The 25,362-nt window shown below is 57.4% G+C and carries 13 protein-coding genes; 10 read left to right on the forward strand and 3 right to left on the reverse strand.

Going from position 1 to position 25,362, the window contains the following annotated elements:
- Positions 1 to 244 precede the first annotated feature (244 nt).
- The 9 genes from VFX97_06835 to VFX97_06875 all read left to right on the forward strand — a co-directional run bounded on the left by VFX97_06835 (position 245) and on the right by VFX97_06875 (position 8,234).
- Positions 245 to 988: an NAD-dependent deacylase gene (locus VFX97_06835; GenBank protein ID HEX5702896.1), complete on the forward strand. Its 744-nt coding sequence runs from the start codon at positions 245 to 247 to the stop codon at positions 986 to 988.
- A gap of 2 nt (positions 989 to 990) precedes the next feature.
- On the forward strand, positions 991 to 1,617 hold the full coding sequence (gene folE / locus VFX97_06840) for a GTP cyclohydrolase I FolE (GenBank protein HEX5702897.1): 627 nt from the start codon (positions 991 to 993) through the stop codon (positions 1,615 to 1,617).
- Between the two features lie 105 nt (positions 1,618 to 1,722).
- Entirely contained in the window at positions 1,723 to 2,067 is a 345-nt protein-coding gene (locus VFX97_06845) for a four helix bundle protein (protein ID HEX5702898.1), read from the forward strand.
- A gap of 54 nt (positions 2,068 to 2,121) precedes the next feature.
- Positions 2,122 to 4,302 carry a methionine--tRNA ligase gene (metG, locus tag VFX97_06850; protein HEX5702899.1) on the forward strand — a complete coding sequence of 727 codons (2,181 nt, stop codon included), beginning with the start codon at positions 2,122 to 2,124 and terminating at the stop codon, positions 4,300 to 4,302.
- Positions 4,299 to 4,952: a hypothetical protein gene (locus VFX97_06855; protein HEX5702900.1), complete on the forward strand. Its 654-nt coding sequence runs from the start codon at positions 4,299 to 4,301 to the stop codon at positions 4,950 to 4,952. The genes metG and VFX97_06855 overlap by 4 nt, the downstream gene beginning before the upstream one ends.
- A gap of 1 nt (position 4,953) precedes the next feature.
- Positions 4,954 to 5,742 (forward strand): TatD family hydrolase, encoded by a 789-nt coding sequence (locus VFX97_06860; GenBank protein HEX5702901.1) that lies wholly within the window; start codon positions 4,954 to 4,956, stop codon positions 5,740 to 5,742.
- A 184-nt stretch (positions 5,743 to 5,926) separates the two neighbouring features.
- Positions 5,927 to 6,424, forward strand: coding sequence for a YajQ family cyclic di-GMP-binding protein (locus tag VFX97_06865; protein ID HEX5702902.1), 498 nt, complete (start codon positions 5,927 to 5,929; stop codon positions 6,422 to 6,424).
- A 31-nt stretch (positions 6,425 to 6,455) separates the two neighbouring features.
- Positions 6,456 to 7,475 (forward strand): polyprenyl synthetase family protein, encoded by a 1,020-nt coding sequence (locus tag VFX97_06870; GenBank protein ID HEX5702903.1) that lies wholly within the window; start codon positions 6,456 to 6,458, stop codon positions 7,473 to 7,475.
- 180 nt (positions 7,476 to 7,655) lie between these two features.
- The gene (locus VFX97_06875) at positions 7,656 to 8,234 is read left to right on the forward strand and encodes a hypothetical protein (protein ID HEX5702904.1); all 579 of its coding nucleotides are present in this window, start codon (positions 7,656 to 7,658) and stop codon (positions 8,232 to 8,234) included.
- Positions 8,235 to 8,280: 46 nt separating this feature from the next.
- Here VFX97_06875 and VFX97_06880 read toward each other — a convergent pair whose 3' ends face one another.
- The 3 genes from VFX97_06880 to VFX97_06890 form a co-directional block, all read right to left on the reverse strand.
- A complete protein-coding gene (locus VFX97_06880) occupies positions 8,281 to 8,802 on the reverse strand; it encodes a transposase (GenBank protein HEX5702905.1) in 522 nt (173 codons plus the stop codon).
- A gap of 51 nt (positions 8,803 to 8,853) precedes the next feature.
- Positions 8,854 to 11,787: a DNA mismatch repair protein MutS gene (gene mutS / locus VFX97_06885; protein HEX5702906.1), complete on the reverse strand. Its 2,934-nt coding sequence runs from the start codon at positions 11,785 to 11,787 to the stop codon at positions 8,854 to 8,856.
- A gap of 368 nt (positions 11,788 to 12,155) precedes the next feature.
- Positions 12,156 to 12,701, reverse strand: a complete 546-nt coding sequence (locus VFX97_06890) for a transposase (GenBank protein ID HEX5702907.1) — start codon at positions 12,699 to 12,701, stop codon at positions 12,156 to 12,158.
- 426 nt (positions 12,702 to 13,127) lie between these two features.
- On the opposite strand from VFX97_06890, the gene VFX97_06895 reads away from it, so the two are divergent.
- A complete protein-coding gene (locus VFX97_06895) occupies positions 13,128 to 25,253 on the forward strand; it encodes a Calx-beta domain-containing protein (GenBank protein HEX5702908.1) in 12,126 nt (4,041 codons plus the stop codon).
- Positions 25,254 to 25,362 lie beyond the last annotated feature (109 nt).

Raw genomic sequence — 25,362 nt, forward strand, 5'->3', positions numbered from 1 at the left:
GATAAGCCTTTGATAAAAAGAAACTCTGTGACTCTCCGTGCGATCTCGGTGCCTCGGTGGTGTGTTTATTAAGCTATTTCACCACGGAGACACAGAGCACCACAGAGCTTGCACAGAGAAAAGTTGTTCGGCCAGACTCCTCTCGCAGGGAAAGGGAACTAAACAAAGTGGTTATTGTAGTGAATCCGCTAGATTTCGCGAAATTGCGGGCGTGCGCTGCGCTCTGTTACCATCCGATTTCCTGATGCAGGCGGTCGCAAGTGTCAAAGTGATCTCTGATGAACTGCGCCAACGGTTCGCACGAGCGAAGAACGTGCTGGTGCTGACAGGCGCAGGTGTCTCGGCTGAATCGGGGGTGCCGACGTTTCGCGGCGGGGGACAAACAGCAGTTTGGAAAGGCATGCCGTTCGACGTGATTTCGTCCGGCGCGATGCTTGAGAAAGATTTGCCCGCAGTTTGGGAGTGGTTCAACTATCGCCGCGGGGTCCTGCGCACTTTAAGGCCGAATGCCGCGCACGAAGCAATCGCCGCTTGGCAGGATCGCTTCGAACAATTCACTCTCGTGACGCAAAATGTGGATGGCCTGCATGGGCTGGCCGGCTCGCGAAACGTCATTGAACTTCACGGCAGTGTCTGGCGCGCGCGGTGTTTGGGCTGCCAGACGAGGATTAATCTTCGCGAGTCGGATCATCAGGACGGCGTCCCTGCGTGTCTTGATTGCGGCAACTCGATGCGCCCGGATGTTGTTCTCTTCGGCGAGATGCTGCCGCCAGGTGCGTTCGAGAGCGCGACGCGTGCGGCAGCCTGCGACTTGTGTTTCGTGATTGGCACTTCGGCCGTTGTTTATCCGGCGGCAGCAATTCCGGAAGTCGCGCGGGCGGCCGGAGCGTATGTGGTTGAAGTCAATCCGGAACCGACGCCGCTATCATATATCTGTAACGAAGTGCTGACCGGCAAAGCCGGTGAGATCCTTCCATTGATTAAATAGTTATGGCTGCAAAGCTCACCGCACTGAAATCGAAACGAGAGCGCGCGCCCAAAGTACGCCGCGCCGATCTTGCGCGCATCGCGGAAGGCGTGCGGCTGATTCTGGAAGGCATCGGCGAGGATCCGGATCGCGAAGGCCTGCGCGATACGCCGCAACGCGTCGCCGAAATGTACGAAGAGTTGACGGCGGGCATGCGCGAGGATCCGAGCGAGCACATCGTGCCGCTGTCGGGCAACAAACACGACGAGATGGTGATCGTGAAAGACATTTCGATCGCTTCGCTTTGTGAACATCATCTCGCGCCGTTCGTCGGCAAGTGTCACATCGCATACATTCCGAAGAACGGAAACATTCTCGGGGTTTCGAAACTGGCGCGGCTGGCGGAAACGTTTGCGCGGCGCCTGCAGTTGCAGGAACGACTCACTTCAGAAATCGCAAACACGCTTTACGAGAAGCTAGGCGCGCTTGGCGTGATGGTAGTGATCGAAGCGGAACACACCTGTATGACTTTGCGCGGCGTCAAGAAGCCGGGGGCGCAGACGGTAACTTCAGCGGTGCTTGGCGGTTTCCGCAAAGACCCGCGCACGCGCGCTGAGGCGATGTCTCTTATCGTGAATAGTAAATCGTGAAGGGCCTTTGTAAATCGTGAATCGTAAATCGTAAATAGATTCAGCGTAATTCCGGCTTTATCACTCAACTCCCAAGGAGAAACACCCATGAGACCCCACGAGAGATTGGATGTTTGGAAAAAGTCGATTGATTTCGTAGTAGCCCTTTACGAAGCGACAGAGAAATTCCCGAAAGAAGAGAAATTTGGTTTGACTTCACAATTACGGCGGGCCGCGGTTTCAATCGCCGCTAATATTGCGGAGGGTGCCGGAAGGAAAACAGCTAAAGAGTTTGGCTATTTTCTGTCTAACTCACAGGGCTCAGCAAGCGAAGTTTCCACTGAGCTTCTGATCTCTTACCGGCTTCAATACCTGCCCGACGGAGCTTTTCACGAATTGTCATCCAAGGTCGATGAAATCGGCCGCATGCTAACGGGTTTAGCAAACCACCTCCGTAGGCGTACGGACTAATCTATTTCCGATTCACTATTAACTATTCACTATTAACTATTCACTATTCACTAGATGACCTTTTACGTCACCACTCCGATCTACTACGCTAACAGTTTCCCGCACCTCGGCCATCTCTACACGATGATCGCGGCGGACACGATCGCGCGGTCGAAACGGCAGCAGGGGATTGAGACTTTCTTCCTCACCGGCACTGACGAACACGGCATCAACATCGAGCGTGCTGCCCAGCGCAACAATCGGGCTCCGAAAGAACAAGCGGACTACGTCGTCAGCTACTTCACTAAGATGACGGCGGCGTTCGGGCTCGATACGGCGCATGGCGGTTACGACATCTTCATGCGGACGACAAACCCGTTTCATTACGAAGGTGTGAGTGAGCTCTGGCGCCGCGTGGCGAAAGCGAAGACGCCTAAGGGTCGCGATGCGCTTTACAAAGGTCACTACGAGGGTTGGTTCTGCGCGCCGTGTGCCGGGTACAAAACTGAAGATGAATACGCGGCGCCAGCGACACCGGGCGAGCCGCCTACTTGTTTGGTTCACGAAACGAAACTCGATCGCATTTCCGAAGAAAGCTATTTCTTTCGTCTGTCCGATTATGACGAGGCGCTGCTCAACCTATACGACTCACGTTCCGATTTCGTGAGGCCCGAAGCGCGCCGCAATGAAGTAAAGAGTTTCGTGGCCGGCGGTCTTCAGGATCTCTCGGTGAGCCGTTTGAAATCATCCGTCAGTTGGGGCGTGCCCGTGCCCGACGATCCGAACCACACGATGTATGTCTGGTTCGACGCGCTGTCGAACTACATCACTGCGATTGGGTTTGGAAACGAACAGCAGAATGGCGCCATCGGTTTCGAGAAGTTCTGGCCCGCCCAGCACCTGGTCGGTAAAGACATCCTGCGATTTCATGCTGTCTATTGGCCCGCTTTTTTAATGGCCGGCGGAATTCCGCAGCCGCGCGGAATCTACGCGCACGGCATGTGGCTCGATCCTACTGGTCGGAAGATGTCGAAGACGTTGGGCAACACGGTCGAGTTGGACGTGCTGAACAAGCATTTCCCGATTGATGCGATCCGTTACTTCTGTCTGCGCGAAATGGTGTTCGGACAGGATGGCCGGTTCGGTTATGAAGGTCTGATTGATCGGACGAACAGCGATCTCGCCAGCGGTCTCGGGAATCTTTCCAGCCGCACGCTGACGATGATTCAACGTTATCGCGAAGGCCGCGTCCCCTCGGGAAATGTTTCTGACGAAGCGCGCCTCTCCGCAAAACGCGCCGGCGTTGAAGACGAGGACGCGATCTCAGCATTCGTTGAGCATGCGCGCGATGAGTTCGTCCGGCACTTTGAAGACTTGGCATTCAGCCGCGCGCTTGAAGAAGCCTGGAGCATTGTGGCGCGCGCGGACAAAATGATCTCTGACGCGAAGCCCTGGGACCTCGCGAAGGATGAAAAGCAGCGCGAGTCTCTGAACGCCGTGCTGTATCGCGCGGCCGAAACCCTCCGTTGGTTGTCGGTGCTTTTGTATCCCGTAATGCCTGATGCCGCGCTCGAGATTTACCAACAGCTTGGATTGTCCGATGACGTCCGCGAGATCGATCCGCGAAACCTAAAGTGGGGAGAGTTGTCGGAAGGCACTGCAATTGGCGAAGTGAAACCAGTATTCCCGAGAATCGACAAGGCAAAGACGATGGAAGAAATCAAAGAAGAGCAGAAGTCAGCAGACCAGACATCAGACGTCAGAGATCAGAAGTCAGAACCGCCTGCGGCGCGGGGTCCCCGCGAGGGCATCCCGAGCGGGGTGCAGGATGCGGGCGGGTCCGAGGTGTCGGCGAGCGCAACGCCAGACGGCACCCCAGGCTCCGGCCAACACGCCACTGAAGCCGACGCCGTTCCCGGTGTTGCTCACATCGACATCAACGACTTTGCGAAGGTCGATTTGCGCGTGGGTGAAGTGAAGACTGCCGAGCGCATTCCCAAAGCCGACAAACTTTTGCTGATCACCGTAGACATCGGGGAAGAGAAGCCCAGACAGCTCCTCGCCGGCATTGCTCAACATTACGAGCCTGAAACACTAATTGGACGCAAGATAGTCGTGGTTTCTAACCTGAAACCGCGCAAGATGCGTGGCTATGAATCACAGGGAATGTTGCTGGCGGCTTCAGTCGGCGACGAAGGTAAACCGGTCCTCGCCACTTTCACTGAAGACGTCCCCAACGGCGCGAGACTAAAATGAAGCCGGTGCTCGAACTCTTTCATAGGTCCGTTAGGAAAACCCTACTGTCGGTTGCTGTTATCCTTCTTTCCCAAATCTTTTTACTGGGCCCGGTCGCGGCTCAATCGCCAAGACCTCTGCAACTGACCGCTGAAGTCATTGAGAAGAAATATTGCTCCATCAGTCCTGACAAGGTGACGCTCCAGTTGAAGCTGCGGGTGCGCTACAGCAACCTCGGCGCTGAACGTCTGATCATTTACCAGGGTCACGATCTGTTCTACCAAATCAAAGTGCGCAGCGACGCGGCCGCCGGAGCCCCCTACGAAGTTCTGCTTCTGAACATGCATTACTTCGATGAGGAGTTCGAGCTGATCGACGCAAGCTCACCGGGCAAGGTTTTCGAAAAGCTGGCGCCAAACAAATTTTTCGAGCGCGATTTGATCACAGGTCTTGGAGTTACAGATCACGATAAAGACCGGAGCAGTACCGCGGTAAAGCCGGGACGTCACACAGTTCACGTGATCGTATCGACGTGGTATCAGACACCTCAGCTCGCGGTGAAACTTAGAGAGCAGTGGCAGCGGAAAGGCGTCTTGTGGACCCAGCCGTTAACTTCCGCGCCTGTCAGCTTCGTCATTGAAAAGCCTGCCGCCGCTCCACCGTGTCGCTAACATGTTCGTTGATTCCCACTGCCATATTGACGGCCCTGAATACGACGCCGACCGCGATGAAGTAATCGCACGGGCGCGCGAGGCGGGTGTGACGACGATGCTGAATGTCGGCACCGGCGATCCGGACAGCGGCGCTTTTGAACGCGCGGTCGCGTTGTCAGAGCAGCACCCGGAAGTCTATTGCGCGATTGGCGTGCATCCACACGATGCGAAGTTGTTCGATGAAACGGCACAGCAGCGGCTGGTTGATCTGGCGAAGCAAAGTTCGCGGGTGGTTGCCTGGGGCGAGATTGGTCTCGACTATCATTACGATCACTCGCCGCGGGAAGTGCAGCGCGAAGTCTTCCGCCGTCAACTCGGCATCGCGCGCGAACTGAAACTCCCGGTCGTGATTCATTCCCGAACCGCTGACGAAGAGACGATTGAGATCTTGCGAGAAGAACTTTCCGGCTACGGACGTGCTGGTGTGTTGCATTGCTTCGGCGGCAGTTTAGAAATGGCTGAGCAGGCGATTGAACTTGGATTTTTTGTTTCCTTCGCCGGCAATCTCACTTTTAAGAAGGCCGACGATCTGCGGGCCATTGCGCAAAAGCTTCCGCTGGAACGGTTGCTCGTTGAGACGGATTGTCCGTACCTGACCCCCGTCCCGTTTCGCGGCAAACGCAACGAACCGGCGCGCGTGGTGGAGACGGCAAAGTTTCTAGCGGAGTTGAAAGGTGTCACCCCGGAAGAGGTGGGACGCGTAACTTCCGACAATTTCGCGCGCCTGTTTGGAGTGCGCGGCGCGTAGACTTTCGTCTCCGCTGTCAGTAGTCAGGAGTCAGTTGTCGGTGGTCAGTTGGGAAGGGATACAACTGACAACGGACTACTGACCAATCACGAACCGGCACAACTGAAGTCTATGCTACCCCTTAGAGAAGACTTTCACATGCTCTGTGTTTGGTGTTATTCTTCGAAGCAATCACGGATTACTCATGGCCCAACAGAACTCATTCGACATCGTGTCGCAAGTTGACCGCGCGGAGATCACAAACGCCATCAATCAGACGGCCAAGGAAGTCCAGCAGCGCTTCGATTTCAAAGGCAGCCACGCTGAAGTGAAGCTCGAAGAGAAAGAGCTGGTGCTGTCGGCTGAAGATGAAACCAAACTGCGCAACATGAACGACATTCTCCAGCAGAAGCTGGTGCGACGCGGCGTGCCGCTCAAGGCTTTTAGCTATGGCAAAGTTGAGCCGGCGGCCGGCAGCACGGTGCGCCAGCACGTGGAGATTCAGCAAGGCATCCCGCAAGAGAAGGCCAAGGAGATTGTGAAGGCCATCAAGGATTCAAAGGTCAAAGTCCAGGCCTCGATCCAGGGTGATACGGTTCGCGTCTCGGGTAAGGATCGCGACACTTTACAGACAGTGATCGCGAACCTGAAGGCGAAGGACTTCGGAATTAATATGCAGTTTACGAATTACCGATCCAATTAGTGAATGGTAAATCGTGAATCGTAAATAGAAAATGCAGGCAACTACCCAATCAGCGCTCCTCGACGATGTGCAGCTTACGGCGCGGCGCATCTTTGAGTTGATCGCGCCGGAGTTGCACCTGGTTGAGGAAGAGTTCGAGCGGCAAGCGCGTTCGAACATCCAGGTCATTGCTTACATCGGCGAGTACCTGCGGCGTTCAGGCGGGAAACGCGTGCGGCCGGCGCTGACAATTCTTTCGAACTACGCGGTCGGCGGCGATGGCTCAAACGTCAGTTCGATTCGCATGGCGACCGTGATGGAATTTCTGCACACGGCCACGCTCGTGCACGACGACGTGATCGACAAAGCTGAGACCCGTCGCAACCGTCCCTCGATCAATTCGGAATTTGGAAATCAGACGGCCGTATTGATGGGCGACTGGCTTTACATGTCCGCGTTTGAGACCAGTCTGGCCGAACGCTCGCTGGCCATCCTCGACATTCTCACTGCAGTCACCCGGAAGATGACCGAAGGCGAGCTGCTGCAACTGACCCTGCTTGGCCGGACGGATATTTCTGAAGAGCAATACTTCGATGTGATCGCGCGCAAGACGGCGTATCTGTTCAGCGCCTGTTGTGAAATCGGCGCGCTGCTCGGCGGCGCGGATCCCCACACGCAAGCGAGACTGCGCGATTTCGGCATGAACCTGGGCACTGCGTTTCAGCTTGTCGATGACCTGCTGGATTTCACCGGCACGGAAGAGTCGCTGGGCAAGCCTGCCGGAGCGGACCTAATAGAAGGCAAGGTCTCACTACCTCTGATCTTTCTGCTTCAGCGAAATCCGGAATGGCGGACCGACATCCAGTCGGTGATCGCGAACCAGGGTTACGAAAGCATCTCACGCGCGCGTTTGATTGAAGCTCTGCAGGAAACCGGCGCGCTGCAAATGGCTAAAGAGCGTGCGGTTGAATACGCAGAAGCCGCGCGTAACTCGCTCAACGGTCTGAATGACCGCCCGCACGCCCAGGCCCTGGCCGCGATTCCCATTTATATCGTTGAACGCGATCGATAATTTTGGAATGCGGCGCCTTGTCGCCGCTTTTCTCTTCTCACGTTAAAGAACGTTTAGAGGCGGGCTACTGCCGCCTTTTTGATTGGCGTCGGAAATTGGCGGGCGGTAGCCCGCCTCTAAACGGGAATGCTTAATTTTATTGCCAACAGGCAATCGGAAATCTACAATCGGCAATGTCTGATGGCTAACGAAACCCTCATCGCCCGACTTGAGCAAAGCCTGCGGCAATCACGTGGGGCGCGAACCCGTCTGGCGGCGCGTCTCGCCGAGCTGGAATCAGAATCGGAAATCATCCGCGCTGAGTTGGCCGAGATGGACACCCTTGCCGGTCAAACCGAAGCAGCGATATTTCGCCTGCTGTCGAATGTGATGACCGGACCAGCGACCCAGGTCGGTACGCGTTCAGTTGGTGAATTGGAAGTTGAGATACAGCGCCGGCTGGCCCACGCTGAACTGGCAGAGCATCCGTCGGCCCCCGTTCGTCACAATGTGCCGCCGATCAAATCGAACGTCACCGCTATTGACGATCGATTCTACGACCGCACTATTCCGCAAGCCGCGACGATGCTTTTACGCGAGGCCAACGGCCCGCTGCATGTCAACGAGATCTACAATCGTCTGATGGAAGGCGGATTCAGTTTCACAGGCAACAATCCCACCATCAGCATAGCCGTCTCGCTGAACCGCAACACCCGCTTCCGCAAAGTCGCACCCGGAACTTTTGATCTGGTGATAAAGGACGCCGCCAAGGCGAGCTGAGGACTGCGAGCCCATGGCGGAAACCCGACCGTGAGGGAGGGTGCAATCAATCCTCGAAATCTGGAATATCTCCTTGCCCGTAGAGCACGTAATCAATGGCCCGTGACACATGCCTCGGCTTCCAGAGATAGCGGCGGCTCTTACCGCGAGCCCATGGTCGAACCTTCTTCCCGATCAACCCGTCTGCGCGTAGTTGACGCGTCGCATAACTCTTAAATGCATCAGCGACTGGCTCGGGCTTGCATTGAGCAGAAACGACCACGTGAAAGTGATTGGTTCGTACATTCACTGCCGACAGGTGATACTCTCGATGCTGGCAGACACCTTCAATCGCACTCTTTACCGTCGCCCGTTGCTCGTCATTGAGGAGGAATGCGTCTTGTTTCATGTTGTGAAGCATGATTGCGTGGAGAGTTTCGTTTGGGGGTCGGCGGCGTCTTCCGTACACGTTCAGGCCATGACGATCAACTGATATCGGCTCGTCACCGTGAAGCCAGGTTCCGAAAGTGCGAACGGTGATTAAATAGGCGAGCGGATATTGGTTGTAATCGAAATCAGACTCGAACATCTGAGCACCCTCCCTTACGGTCGGGTTTCTGCCCAAATACAGGCGGTAGATCTACACCAGCTTCTTCTTCATCTCTTTCAGCATCGTCTTCGCGTCCGAATCACTCAGCTTATCAACATTGGTCGCGCGCAGCTCATCGACGACTTTTTGATTCGCTAAATCGAACAGGGAACTCTGCGCAGCAAGACGGCGCCGGCCCGCGCGGGTCGCAGCCTTCGTCAACGCCTGCTCTTCAACCGCAGTCGCGCCCGCGGAAGCCGCCGCCACACGCTGCGACTCGATGATTGATTCTTCTTCCGCGAACACATCCAACTCATATCGTTCCAGTCGCTGCAAGACTTCGCGGGCGCGGGCCAGGGCAGTGGGGGGCATGCCTGCCAGTCGCGCCACTTCGATTCCGTAAGACTTCGAAGCACTGCCACGCTCAAGGCGATGCAGGAACACAACTTCACCTTCACGTTCCGTCGCAGTGATTTGATAGTTCTGCGCGCCGGGTAGACGCTCAGCCAGTTCCGTCAGCTCGTGATAGTGCGTCGCGAACAGAGTCTTCGCCGCGTGCTCAGATGAATCGTGCAGGTACTCTGCCACGGCCCAGGCGATCGACAAGCCGTCGAAGGTCGCGGTCCCGCGGCCAATCTCATCGAGCAGCACCAGCGATCGCGGCGTCGCGTTGTGCAGGATCGCCGCCGTCTCAGTCATCTCGACCATGAAGGTCGAACGCCCACGCGCCAGATCATCCGACGCTCCCACCCGCGTCCAGACGCGATCGAGCAAAGGCAGCCGCGCTTTCTCAGCCGGAACGAACGATCCCATCTGCGCGAGGATGGAAATGATAGCCGTCTGTCGCAACACCGTGCTCTTGCCACCCATGTTCGGCCCCGTAATGATTAGCAGTCTGTCGGTCGAGTTGTTCAGATAGACGCTGTTCGGTACGAACGGCTCTTCATTGAAGACTTCGATAACCGGATGGCGCCCGTGGATGATTTCGATTTCGTCGCCGTCGTGCATCAAAGGCTTAACGCAGCGACGCCGCACCGCCGCCTCAGCCAGCGAAGACACCGCATCCAGACAGGCGAGCGCGCGCGCCGTCGCCTGGATTCGCAAAGTCTCAGCCGCCACCTGACGGCAGACGAGCGAAAAGATTTCCGACTCCATTTGCAGGATGCGTTCTTCCGCCCCGAGCACCTTCGCCTCGTACTCTTTCAAGGCGGGTGTGGTGAACCGTTCGGCATTCGCCAGAGTTTGCCGGCGTTCGTAATCTTCGGGCACGCGCGCCGCGTTCGCCTTCGACACTTCGAGGAAGTAACCGAACACGTTATTAAAGCGAATGCGCAAAGTCCCGATGCCGGTGCGGGCGCGCTCTTCCTGTTCCATCGCGGCTATGATTTGTTTTGCGTCTCGACTCAGAGAGCGCAGCTCGTCAAGCTCAGTCGAGTAGCCGGTGCGAATCACGCCGCCGTCGACAACTTTCGGTGGTGGATCGTCTTCGATCGCATTCGCAATAAGGGCGCGCACGTCCGCCAGCTCATCGGCCGCTTCGTTAAGAACCTGGAGCAGGGAAGAGTCAGCATTCCGAAGCGCCTCTCGAATCTGCGGCACCTGATCGAGCGAGCGGCGCAGCGCCACCAGATCGCGCGCCGTCGCCGAACCAAGATTCAAGCGACCCGTCAAACGCTCAACGTCTGAGATTTCTTTCAGCAGCACGCGCAAACGATCGCGCTTCATGTGCGATGCATGCAGTTCCGCGACAGCGCCGTGACGCGCTTCGATCTCACCGCGACGAATCGAAGGACGCAGTAACCAGGATCGCAGCAGACGCGCGCCCATGCCCGTCACTGTCTCATCGATGACATCGAGCAGCGAGCGCGAAGCGCCGCCCATCGCTTCCACCAATTCGAGATTGCGAACGGTAATTTGATCGAGCACCAGATGATCCTGCGGCTCGAAGTAAACGATGTCCGCGATGTGCGCCGCCGCGGCGCGTTGCGTCTCTTGCGCATAGCGCAGGCACGAACCGGCGGCGCGAATCGCTTCGTGCTTGCGTGTCAGCCCATAACCATCGAGCGAGCGCACGCCGAACTGTTTAATAAGGAGCGCGGCGCTATCGTCGGTTTGCCAGAGCCAGTCGTCGATTGGAGTAAGGGTGTAGGGTGTCAGGGAGAGGGTGTCAGGTGTCGGGTGTCGGGTGTCGGCACTTTTAGCCTGAAGGGCTGAAAGAGAATAGCCGGGGGTTGAACACAGCGCGTCAATCGCAGTAACCGAGTCAGTACCACCCGTGGTAACGGGTGGGTCCGCGACGGATTGATCTGCTAACGACCCACCCGCTACCGCAGGTGGTACTGACTTGCCGACCTCTGACCTCTGATCTCTGACCTCCTTCTGCAGCGGCAAGGGCGCCGTCTTTTGTTCACTCTTAAATCCCGCCCGCACCAGAGCACTCAATGATTGGGGAAAGATCAATTCGCGCGGCGCGTACGACTCGATGTCTGCGACGATCTTCTCCCAGGCGTCCTTGCCCGTCGCCTGTGTCGCGCGAAACTCCCCCGTCGAGATATCGAGGAATGCGGCGCCGACGGTCTCGCCTTGCGCGCAGACGGCCCCGAGGTAAACCGACTCGCGCGGCTCGAGTAGTTGCGGATCGATCGGCGTGCCGGGGGTCACGATGCGCACGACTTCGCGCTTCACCAGCTTCTTCGTGGGGGAAGCACTTTCGGTCTGCTCGCAAATAGCTACGCGATAGCCTTTGCGCACGAGCTTCGCGATGTAGTTCGCCGCCGAGTGATGCGGCACACCGCACATGGGAATCGGATCTTTGCTGTCTTTCTGACGCGCGGTGAGGGTGATCTGCAACTCGCGGGCGCCCGTCACCGCATCGTCAAAGAACAGTTCGTAGAAGTCGCCGAGCCGGAAAAAGAGAAGCGTCCCGGGATGCTGTGCCTTCAGCTCCTGATACTGGCGAACCATGGGCGTAGCGTTGGAAGTCATAACTCAGTGAGCCTTTGGGCAGTGAAAAAGCGGTGAGCAGTTCAGCGCCGCGTGCGAGTGCGGGATAATACAACATGAGTTGAGCAGAGCGCATTCGGGGGTGGGTGGGTTTGCGCCTTCGGCGCACCACTGGGCGACCCTCTTGCGCCTCCGGCGCCGCACATAGCGGAAAGCCTCTCTTGCGCCTTGGGCGCAGCACATGGCGGTAAGCCTTTGGCTTACCGTGCGCGTGTTTATATTTTTCTACGGCTGAGGCTCAGCCTCAGCCGAAAAAACGGTATAAGACTCCGGAAAGCCGGAGGCTTTCCGCTATGTGCGGCGCCGGAGGCGCAACTCCCTCATATTCAAACTAACGAGGAGACTCTCCGCTAACTCCTCCTCCATCTTATTTGATTGATGTCCATCAACAACGGCTCGTCCTCAAGGAGATTGCCGGTCCAGCACCTCACACTCGACCATCGATAATCTTCCGGTCGGCTCACCAATCCTGCACGGACGGGATTGTTATGCGTGTAATGTACGCGCTCCATGAGCATCTTCTCTGTCAGCAACAATCGCGCGTCGGGATGATGATCCCAGAGCGAAAAGCGATATTGATGACGTCGCGTTTGGTTTCGCAATTTAAGCAACGAGCGTTCGTGGTTGTTCTCTTTCAGATAGTTGATGATGCGGCGGCTCGTAATACCATTGATAAACTGGAGAGTCTTGGACGGAGAAAGGGTGGAATCGGTAACGAGATGCAAATGGTCAGGCATGATGACGTAGGCGTACAGGGCAAATTCCCCTGAGGCGCGCGCTTCGTTGATAGCCGCGCAGGTGACAATCTTAATTTCATCGGTACGAAAAACCGGAAGGCGCTTTTTGGTCACCGACGTAAGGTAATAACAAGGAGCGTCACGGGATATGACGTGCATGGGCTGTAATTATATTGGAAGCTGGAAAAGAAAATTTCTGGCAAGCCGACGGTAAGGCCAAGAATGATTGCGCCCACTACCCCCCGATAACCCCCAACTCCTGACTTTTGACCCCCGGCTCCCTTATTTTTAATTGACTTTTCGCTTGCATCCGCATAATCTGCGCGACGCCCACAGTGTTTTGTGTCGACCAGTACGCCATTAAGGGTGCTTGTTGACTTTAGGATTTTAGATTCGTCTCAGTTGTCAGCGCATTGCGGCGAAGTGCCAAGCGAAGTGCAAAGCGTCAGCGTTATCGGCCTTAGCTCTTACCTCTTAGCTCTTAGCCTTTAGTGGAGAACAAGCGGTAGCATTCGTCAGATAGGTTTTCCCACCTACTGCCCCTGCTAACTGCCTTCTGGATTTAAGAGGAGCTCGCCCGCACGGATGTCCCACACGCCCCACGGCCTACGCGCAAAGCGCAATGTGCGAATTGTTCGGCTCGTTGTCCTTTGCTCTCTGCTCTTAGCCCTCGGCGCTTTGCCCTTCATCGCGCGCACTGAGGCAGCACCTTCGGCCGACGACTCACTCAGAACTCATCACTCATCACGGTTTAGTTGGCTTGGCGGCAATCCCGACATCTATAGCAAGATCCTGGCGGGTAGAAGTGCGCGGACGTTGAGGCCGGCCCCGCTGTTCCTTGGCCAACTGCTCGACTGGAACACTTTCGGAAATGTGGGAACCGAGACGACTGAACCTAGCGTCTTTAATAACACAAACATCTCAGCCGCTAACCTAACTTTGGGCGCCGGCGTGACTGGATCTGGAAATGGAAACCGCTTCGGAGGTAATGCCTGGTTTGATGGTGGGGATACGAATCCAACGACGTTAGCCGAGTCGATTGCCGGCCATGATTACATTGAATTCATCGTCACACCCAACGTAGGCTTTTCCTTTACCCCAACCTCATTCGTTTTTAATTGGGAGCGTTCTAGTACTGGGCCAAACAACGTGACCCTGCGGTCTTCGGTAGATGGGTTTGCTACAGATATTGGAACCGTCAATTTTCCCGGCACAACGTTAACCACCGGAAACACGATTACGATTTCTGGTTTGACCAACCTCACGACAGCTACCACTTTCCGTCTCTACGGTTATGGGGCAACCGCTGGCACCGGAGCCGGCGGGTTTGACACGACTACTAACGCCGTTAACGTTTCACTAAATGGTACTACCGCAGCGCTTCCCGCGACTTACACATGGGCTCCGTTATTGCCCGGCACCGACGATAGTTATCAAAACGCACTCAATTGGAATCCCGATCGTCTGGTGCCCGCTGTGACTGACGTGCTCGTCGTTGACGGTACGTCGACCCCGACGACAAATATCGACAACATTCCCACCCAAACCATTGCGCAGTTCCGCTTTATCAATGGCGCTGCGGTTACGCTGAGCAGTGCTGCCGCGAATACTTTGACGATCGCCGGCGCCGCCGGAACCGACTTTGATGTGACTGGGTCGTCACAAGTGAAGTTGTCTGGTACTAGCCAGCTAACGATCTCGCTCCCAACCGGAGCGACCGGCAACATCGATAACTTGCTCAGTTTCGAAAGTACGGGTGGCAGCCGGCTCATCGCCGCCGACGCAGGCGCAGTAACGTTCCCGACCGCGACAAACTGTACCGCCTTAGCCGGTTATGTAGGGAATCCGTTTGGTACTAATGCCGCCGGAGCCGGAGCAGGCTCGATCGTTTTCCAAAGCGGAGCGTTTTACACCCATCAGTCCGGCGACAGTCCTTTTGGCGCCGCCAGCGATTCGCAGATTGTGAACTTTGCGAGCGGCAGCATGGCGCGTTGGTTTACGACCTCAGGCTTCCAGGCCAACGGCCGGATTTATGCGAACCTTGAGATTGGCAATGGCTTAACGGCGGTCACGGTCTCTGATACCGGTACGGGCGACTTCCAATTCGAAGACCTGACGGTCAGGGCGGCGGGCGCAACCAACTCTTCGCTCACCTATACGGGTAGCGGTTCGGCCGCCGTGACGATCGGTGGCAGCATCAGTAGTACCGGCATCGGCACCGGTTCTTTGCCGGACATTACGCTGATCGCGCCTGGCGGGGTCACAATCAGCAGACCCGCAAGCTCAATCACATTTGGAAACGACGGGAGCAATGCGCGGGCCCTTAACCTGGACGGAAACGTTGCCTTAACCAACACTACGACGCTGACCCTTTCGCGCATTGTGTTGCTGGGCCTAACGAACCCCAACACCAAGACCTTTACTGTTTCGTCCCCAGCGATTCTAAATGGCGGTGCCACGGGCTACATCGTCGGCGGCCTGAAGAAAAACTTTACCGGGAGTGATCTCTCGCGGACGTTTGAGATTGGAACCACCACTGCGTACACCCCTGTCAATCTGAGTTTTGCGGCGGTTTCAGTCTCTGGCGACGTTACCGCGAATACTTTCAGTGGAGACCACGCCGATACGACAGCCGACACTTCGGGAATCAACAAGAACCTCAGCGTCAATGAGTACTGGAACCTCACGAGGGACGGATCCATTGCCTTCAGCACTTATGACGCCACGTTCAACTTCACCGCCGGTCTGATCGACGGCGGCGCCAACCCGGCAAACTTCATCGTGCGCAAGAAAGACGCTGGCGTGTGGACATCGCCGAGTGTCGGAACGAAAACTGCGACCAGCACGCAAGCGACCGGCATGGCGACCATGAGTGACTTCGCCGTAGGCGAATCGCTTACGCCCGAAATTGACGTGAAGGGCAATGGCATCTCGATTCCGGACGGCGATACGACGCCTGACCTGGCGGACGGAACCGACTTTGGCAGCACCCCGTCAAGTCATACGTTCACGATCGAGAATACCGGTGCCGCAAATCTGACGCTGAGCGGAACTCCGTTCGTCCAGATTACGGGTCCGAATGCGAGTGACTTCACGGTGACTTCGCAGCCCAGCTCACCGGTCACCCCGAGCGGCTCGACCACATTCACCATTTTCGCAGGCGCCAGTGCCGTCGGTACGCGCACGGCAACCGTTTCCATCACGAATGACGACAGCGACGAGAATCCCTACACCTTCGACATTCAGATCGTGGGCGTCAGTACCCTGACGGTTACGCCAGCGACGACGCCAACGGCGACCGACAACGACTACACGCGCATCAACAACGCAGTGCAGGCGGCCTTCAGCGGCCAGACCATCAAGCTGCTCGGAACGTTCAATTGGACTGAGACGAATGCGGCGGCGAGTTGGGCGCTCGGTAGTGACGGCCAGACCGGCGGTAGTTTCTCAAACGACGACTACGGCATCACGCCGAAGGCGAACGTGAACAACGTGACCTTCACGGCGGACAATCTGGGCGACGGCGAAATCCAGGGACCGGGCGATCTGGCGGGCGTAAATCTGGAAGGCGTGTTCGCCTTCTTCCTCGGCGATAATCAAAATTGGACGATCTCGAACATTCGCTTCCTCGACTTTGACCTGTCTATTGGCTTCTTCCAGAGTCCGGGCGGCAGTGATGCCTATAACAACACGCAGCTCAGCAACAACTACATTCGGATGGCGCGCGACTTGAACGCGACGGTGGCGCCGGCAGACGTCAATCAGAACATCGCGATCCACCTCTCATTCGGCGCGAACCAGGTGATCTCAGGCAACACGATCGAGATCCAGGGCGATGGCATCAGCGCGGGCGCGAACTTCGCCACCGACGTTGCCCTGCAAAGCAATACCAGCGGCGGCGCGGTCTATGACGGCCTGCAAATCACGAACAACATTGTGCGGGTCTTAAACGCGCAGGATGCCGCTAACCCGCAGGTAGTCCTTGGTATTTGGGAAAATGCGCACGCCCATAGCAGCGACATTACTCTGAGCGGCAATCAGTTCATCAATCAAGCCGGTGGAAATAATCCGGCGACGAACCTCCAGCGCGCCTTCCGGGTAACTTCGCATTCGTCGGCCACGACGACGGTCACCTACTCGGGCAACTCAATCAGTGGCGCGAACATTGGCTTCCAGTGGCTGGCCGGTCAGAACTTCAGCGGCAATCAGCCGGTTATCGTTGAAGGCAATACGATTACAAACAACGGCACGGGCTTGCTGGTGCAGAGCCAGGGCGTGGCCAACATCAGGTTCAATCGCATCGTCGGCAATACCACCGGGCTGAATAACGTCGACGGTAACGTCACGGCTGAGAACAATTGGTGGGGTTGCAACGCGGGACCGGGAAATCCCGGCTGCGACAGCGTTACCGGCACTGCCGACTTTGACCCCTGGGTCGTTCTCCTGGTGAGCGCTTCGCCCAGTTCGATAACTCCGGGCGGCACTTCGACCATCACGGCCGACATGACGAGGAACAGCGGAATCGGCAATCCCGCGCACGGTGGGGCCGCGATACTGCCACTGCCCGACGCAAGTTTCAGCGCGACCAATGGCACGATGTTGCCGACCACTAACTCGTTTAGCTCTGGTCAGACGACATCCACGTTTACTTCGACGAACAGCTCGAATGGCTCCGCGTGCGCAGACGTCGATAATCAGCAGACTTGCGCGCCAATTACGGTCACCGCGCCGTCGTTCACCATCGACGACGTGACCATGGCAGAAGGGAACGGCGGGCCGGGCAGCACTTCGTTTATCTTCACCATCACCAAGACGGGGGCAACAGCGTTCAACGCCAGTGTCGATTACGAAACCGTTCCTGGCACAGCAGTATCGCCGACGGACTTCACCGCGATTCCGGTCACCAATGTGACGTTCCTTCCGTCCGAGACGACCAAGCAGGTGACTGTGTTCGTCAACGGCGAGCTCGCGGTCGAACCTGACGAGACGTTTACTCTGCAGCTTTCGAACGCGTCCGGCGCGACGATCGGCGACGCATCCGGACTTGGAACTATTCAGAACGACGATGCCTGTCCGCCCCAGGCGACGGTTTATGTGGACGACAGTTGGACGGGTACTCCGCTGGGAACCGATCCTGATGGCGGCGGTCTCGCCACTAACTTTGGCTGCGATTCGTTCGCGACGATTCAGGGTGGCGTCGACGGCGTGGCTGTCGGTGGCACGGTGATCGTTTACGCGGGAACGTACAACGAGGACGTTAACGTTTATAAAGCCGGCGTGAGCATCCTCGGTGCGGGTGCTGGCTCGGTAAGTGTGGTGGGACCGATTGGCGGTTCCGGCGCGACATTCCAGATCACCGCAAGTAACGTCACCCTGGCGGGCATGACCATTACGCGGGCGGGCAACAACACCACCGACTGGAACAATCCGAATCTGAATTCGGTAGGCGTGGCAATTCAGGGCCTATCGGTCACTGGGGCACTCATTCGCGATAACGTCATTACCGGTAATCGCACCGGCATCGACATCAACAACAGCGGCGGCCACACGATTCGCAACAACGTCATCGACTTCAACCGGACAGGCCTGATCTTCCGTAACCAGACTGACCAGATGACGGTGATCGAGAACTTCATCACCAACAACTGGACGGTCGGCGTCCTGTTCCTCGATGCCAGTGGCGGCACGAACAGTCCGGTCCAGCAAGCCCTCCATGGTGCCTTTAATAACAACAGCATCAGCGCCAACTGGTACGGGCAGATCGTTGATCGCCAGTCGGGTGGATCTCTCCCGCCGCCGGCCACGACAAACTACAAGAACTTCCGCGGCAACTGGTTCGGGACCACCTCGCCGGTCGTGACCACGGCGAACAGTGCTGAACCAGGCTACGCGGTGCAGATTCCTGTGCTTTATGGCGGCTCGGCCACGCCTCCGGGAGGTCAGCCCGACATTGCCGGTCCGGCGTCGGCCAACTTCCAGTACACGCCATTCCTGTTGAGCGGGACCGACACCGATGTCGAGACAGTTCCCGGTCGGGGAACGAACGGCTTCCAGGGAGTTGCGAACACTGTAGTGGTCTCGTATGTGACCCCGAACGGCTGGTTCTTCTTCGATGACCTGCCCGGCACGGGAACGGGATCGGGAGGTTTTGAGATTGGCCCGGCGACGCCGCCACTCGGAACGGGCAGTGCGTTCCTGACCGTGGACGCGCAGGGACGTCATGCCCTCGGCGTCTTCAATTACAACGGAACGCGCGCGGATGACCTGCTGGCGCTGCTCTATCACAGCTATCAGAACAACAACACGAACACCGTGGTGGCGAATTCGCTGCAGTTCGACATCGACTACGACCTCAACGACGCGGCGACTGCGTACTCCGGGCGTCTGGTCTTTGAACCGTACCTGTCGCCGGCGCAGGGTGCTGTGGCGCAGAACGTCTGGCAGAACTGGGACGCGCGAGGCGGCATGTGGTACGGGACGCGAACGACCGTAACGGTCAACAACGTCGCCGGCGTTCCCCAGCCATGTCAGCCCGCGTCGCCTTGCACCTGGGCGCAGGTGCTGTCGCTGTTCCCGAACGCCGGCGTGCGCAACGCGGTTGGCAGCGCCGTGCTCTTTAAGGCGGGTGGGCCGTGGGCGCCGGGCTTCGACGGCAACGTCGACAACTTCCGGCTGCAACATAACGGCGCGCTCGTGACCTACGACTTTGAGCCGGGACCGCAACTCTCTATCAACGATGTGACCCAGGTCGAGACCAACGGGGGCACTACGGCCTTTACCTTCAACGTCACGCTTACTGAATCAAGCAGTCAAACCATCACGGTGAACTACCAGACCGCTGATGATTCAGCTACGACTGCCGACCTGGATTACAACGCAGTCGCTTCAACTGGAATAACCTTCAATCCGGGTGAGACCAGTAAACCGGTAACCATTCAGGTAAACGGCGATACCAAGTTTGAACTTAACGACCAGTTCTTCGTCAATCTTTCGGGCCCAGTGAACGCGACAATTCTGGACGGTCAGGGCGTCGGCACGATTACTAACGACGACACGCAGCCGACGATCCTGATCGACGACGTCACGGCCTTTGAAGGGGACAGCGGGACCACGGACTTCAATTTCACGGTGAGCCTGTCAAACGCGTCCTATCAAACGATAACCGTCACCGCTCAGACTGCGGACGGCACTGCCCTGATTTCCAATGCCGACTACAACGGCGCCGGTCCAACGATCCTGACGTTCGCGCCAAATGTGACCACGCAGCCGTTCCAGGTGCAGGCGAACGGCGACACGAACTTCGAGCAAACCGAAACCTTCGTGGTGAATCTGAGTCTGCCGACGAACGCGACCATCTCAGACCCGCAGGGTACCGGCACAATCACGAATGATGATGCGGCGCCCTCTATTTCGATTAATGATCTGACGGCGACGGAAGGTACCACCGCAGTTCCGCCGCTGACGAAGCAGTTTAATTTCACCGTCACCAAGACGGGGACGACTACCGAACAAGCGAGCGTCACCTTCCAGACCGCCGACGATACCGGTGGCGTAAATCCGGCGACTTCCGGCGCCGATTGCAGCACTCCCGGCGTGGACTACATTCCGAACAGCGGCACCGTGATATTCCCGGCCAGCGGTCCCGGTTCGACGTCCCAGACGGTCACGATTCTCGTGTGCCGTGACAGCGTTTTTGAAGCCAATGAGACATTCCTGGTGACTCTCTCTGGCCCGGTAGACGCCACAATCAGCGATGGCCAGGCAGTCGGCACGATAACCAACGACGATGTTCCCTCGGGAGGGTTCGTCGTGAACACGACCGCGGACGGCGACGATGGGTCGTGCCTGCCCATTGGCAGCGGTAACGGTTGCACTTTGCGCGAAGCAATCAACGCGGCGAACGCGAGTCCCGCGGCTACGGCAATTAACTTTGCGATCCCGGCGAATGACGCGCGCCACTTCTACTACAAGGATGATGGGGTTGCGAACCAGGTAACCCATGACCTGACGCACGTGCTCGTGACCACGGCGGCAAACGATGCGGCCTTGCCGGTCGACAAGGATCCGGATTGGCCGCACGGCTGGTGGTCGATTCTGCCGGCTTCCGCCTTGCCGGCCCTGACGCAGGCAGCCACTGTTGACGGTTATACCCAGACCGAGGCCGCGGTGAACACTTCCGCGACCAGCACCAACGCCGTGCTCAGAATTGAAGTGGAAGGCTCCAGCGCGGGCGCTACGGTGACTGGTCTGGTGGTCTCAAATGGATCGTCAATCGTCCGCGGTCTTGTGATCAACAGATTCACCGACCACGGCCTGCAATCCAGTGGCGCGGTCACCGGTAATTTCATCGGTACCGATGTCAGCGGCACTCTCGACCTGGGGAATACGGGTAGTGGCGTGCTGGGCGCCAACAATATGACCATTGGCGGTACTACCCCTCAACTCGCCAACTTGCTCTCGGGCAACGATAGCCACGGAATTCTGTTCACGAACTTCAACAGCAGTATCGTCCACGGCAACTACGTCGGCACCAAGGCTGATGGCGTCAGCGCGCTGGGCAATGGCGGGAACGGCATTCACCTCACCGGCGGGAGCGCGGTATTCAACACAATCGGCGGCACGGCTTCCGGTGAACCGAACATTATCGCTTTCAACGCAAACGATGGCGTGTCGTTGCCGGATGCAGGCATTGGAAACGTCATCCGTGGTAATTCGATCTTCTCGAACGGCACGACCGCTTCGCATCTGGGAATCGATCATGGACCGGTCGATGGGGAGACCGCCAACGACGCTGCGCCTGATGCGGATAGCGGTCCGAATGCATTGCAGAACTTCCCGGTCATCCGGTCAGCGGTGGTTGGTAGTCCCCACCTGATCTCAGGGACGTTAAGCTCGGTGCCGAACCAGACCTTCACGATCGATTTGTATGCGAACACTGTTTGCGACACGTCAGGTAATGGGGAAGGGAAGACTTATCTTGGGTCGACCACCACGACCACCGATGCGAACGGCCTCGGCGGGTGGAGATTCAGTCCGGCGACGCTTAATCTGACCGATCAAATTACGGCGACGGCCACGAGCGTCAACAATAACACCTCAGAATTCTCGCTGTGCTTCACGCCCACGACGTTCAACGCTGGGCAGCTTCAGTTCGCCCAAACGGCAATCAGTGATCCGGAAACTAATACCGGGTCGCACACAGTAACTTTCACGGTGCAGCGGGTCGGCGGGTCTAATCGGCCGGCTTCAGTCAATTACACCATCAACGATGGCTCGGCGACCGTCGCTGATAATGACTATTCAGTCAGTTCGCCAACCGGAACACTGCAATGGCCGAACGGAGACTCGACCGACCGCACCATTACCATCACCGTAAATGGCGACACTAAGTACGAGGGCGACGAGACACTAACGATCGTGCTCTCAAGTCCGGTGGGGGCGACGATTGCCGGCCCGGACACGGCCACGCTGACGATTACCGATGACGATCTGTTGCTGGTTGACGACGATTTGGTCCAGTGTCCGACTGCCGCGTACACGACCATTCAATCTGCAATCACTGCCGCTTTGGCCGGTCAGACGGTTCAGGTGTGCGCGGGAACTTATGAAGAGCATGTCACCGTCAATAAGAGTCTGACCGTGCTGGGCCCGAACGCCAATATCAACCCGAACACCGGTGTCCGAGTCGCTGAAGCCATCATCAGTCCAATTGCCAGCGACCCGCTGAACCCGGGCTTTAACGGGCCCATTGTGGTCACTTTCAGCGCCAGTGGAGTTACCTTCAAAGGCTTCACCGTCGACGGCGATAACCCGTTAAATGCCTCTGGCGTTGTCTTCAACGGCTCTGACGTTGACGCGGAGTTCGGCATCTACGGCGATGGCTCTGCCGACATGGATGCGGTAATTGAAAACAACATCGTTCAGAACATCGGCGAGATCGCGATTTGGCTAAATACCTTTGGGATTGGCGGTCCGAGAAATGCCAATAGCCGCATAACTGCGAATAAGGTCGATAACGTTCTCGGTGCCTTTGGACAGGCGTTGCGCATTTCCGACGATTGCTGGGCCGACGTGACGAACAACGTCGTTACCCGCTCGCGCTTAGGAATTGTCATTGAGAATTTCAGCGGCAACGTCACCACGCATCCGGCGTCGGTCATCGAAAACAACGACGTCACGACGTTCCGCATCGGTATCCGTCACAATTTGCACTACGTTTACGGGTTGCCGGGCTTCACCATTCGCAACAACACGGTGCAGTCATACGTTCAGACACCGATGCCGTCACAGGTAACGACGCCGACTACTTATGAAGGTATTCGCGTTGAATCAATCCAACAGACGGTGACAGTGGATGTCACGAACAATACCGTGGACGGCAACCGGACGGCACTCCAGACAGCAGGTTATACGCGGGTTGAGGGTCTCGGTATTACGAACTCCTCGGCCGTGTCACCGAACATTCGCTTTACCGGCAACCGCTCTACGGACAGCATCCGCGGCGTCTTCCATGACACGCCCGCCGTGCCGACGTTTACCTGCAACACCATTGCGGGCAACTCTACCGGCGTGGAAATAAGTGCGAATGCTACAAATGGCCTGATCGCGAACAATAACAACATCTTCGGCAACGGCGTTGGGATGCTCAATAACAGTCCCGCCGGCAGCATCAATGCTGAGAATAACTACTGGGGAAGCGCAACCGGGCCGACCATCGCCAGTAACCCGACTGGAACCGGCGACAGCATCACCGGCACGGGGGCCTTAGCGGTGGATTACGACCCGTTCCTTACCAGTGCTGCCTCGTGCGCACCGGTCGCGCCGCCCACCATCAGCAAGGCCTTTGGCACAGTGTCGGTGCCGCCCAACGGTTCGACTACATTGAGCTTTACGATCGGTAATCCGAACAGCAGCACGCTTACGGGAATCGGCTTTACCGATCCGCTGCCGGCCGGACTCATCGTCGCGACGCCCAACGGTCTGACCGGAAGTTGCGGTGGCGGCACGATTACCGCGGCCGATGGCTCAAGCAGCATCAGTCTCTCGGGCGCGACTTTGACGGGAGGCGCTACGTGCACCTTCACGGTGAACGTGGAGGTCAATACTTTGGGCGCGAAGAACAACACCACGGGGAACGTGAGCTCAACTGAGGGCGGCGTCGGTGGCACCGCTTCGGCCACTCTCAACGTGACCCCGCCTTCGTTGTCCATCAGTGACGTCACGCTGGCTGAAGGAACCGGCGGCACAACCAACTTTGTCTTCACCGTGACGAAGACCGGTGACGGCGCCACTGATGTGAATTTCACCACTGTTGACGGCACTGCCCAGGACGACCTTCCGGTCAGCGAAGACAACGACTACACGCCGAACAACGGCACCTTAAGCTTTGGTGTGACAGAACCGACCAAGACGATTACGGTCGTGGTCAATGGAGACGCTACGCCGGAACTTATCGAGAACTTCACGGTGGTCTTGTCGGGGCAGACCGGCGGCGCGACGATCACTGATGATACGGGCCTCGGGACGATTCTGAATGACGACGAATCAGCCACGGCCGGCCAACTGATCATTAGTGAGTTCCGCTTGAGCGGACCGGGCGCCAACGCAACGGAACAGGCGAACAACGAATTTATTGAGCTCTACAACAGCACGGATCAGGATCTGTTCGTGACGACCACTGATGGTTCGACCGGTTGGGCCGTGGCAAACTCGAGCGGTGTCCCGATCTTCTTTGTCCCGAACGGCACGACGATTCCGGCGCGCGGACATTTCCTTGGCACAAATACAAACGGCTATTCGCTGAAAGATTATGGCGGCACAGACGCGGCGCTGGGCGACGCCACCTGGACGACCGATGTTCCGGATAACACCGCGCTGGCCGTGTTCCGCACAAATAATGCGGCGAACTTCAATGCGACGAATCGCCTCGATTCGGTCGGTCCGAACACTGAAACCAACCCGCTGTACAAAGAGGCCGCCGGATACGCGCCACTCGCGCCGGCAGATGTCGCGCAAAATCTGGAACACACCTTCTTCCGTCAGATATGCGTGTTCCAGGCCGGTTGCCCGACGCCGGGACGGCCGCGCGATACGCAGGACAATGCGGCTGACTTTATCTTTGGCGACACGACCGGAGCGCCTACGTCAGCCGGGCAACGTTTAGGCAGCCCCGGCCCTGAGAACCTCGCGTCGCCAATCAAGCGCGACCCGGTCGTAAATCTAGTGTTACTCGACGCGACTGTTTCGGAGGCGGTCGCACCAAACCGCGATCGGAATACCACGTCTGACCCGGTCAACGCATCGCTCTTCGGGACCATGACGATTCGTCGTCGCGTCGTGAATCAAACCGGGGGCACCGTTACCAGGCTTCGGTTCCGCGTGATCGACATGACCACGCAACCGTCAGGTGCATTCGCCGATTTGCGTCTCCGATCATCGTCGAATCAAGTCATCAGCATGGTTAACGACGCGAATACCTGCGCGTCAACGGGGACGCCGACTACGGCACCATGCTCGGTCAACGTCACCGGGCTGACGCTTGAGCAGCCACCGAATCACCCGGCGGCAAATGGCGGCGGCCTGAATACCACTGTGACTTTGCCGTTGTCAGGCGGGCTGCCCGATGGCCAGAGCATCAACGTGAACTTCCTGCTCGGAATCCAGAAGACGGGAGCATTCCGGTTCTATCTGGTAATTGAGGCGCTACCGTAATCAGTGAGCGGTGCGCAGTGGGCAGTGAGCAGTTAGCAATAGACAGGAAAAGGCCGCGTGAAGATTCGCTCCTCACGCGGCCATTTTTATTGATTCGGAGCTAAGAAGT

The organism is Pyrinomonadaceae bacterium (genome assembly GCA_036277115.1).
Lineage (GTDB): Bacteria > Acidobacteriota > Blastocatellia > Pyrinomonadales > Pyrinomonadaceae > UBA11740.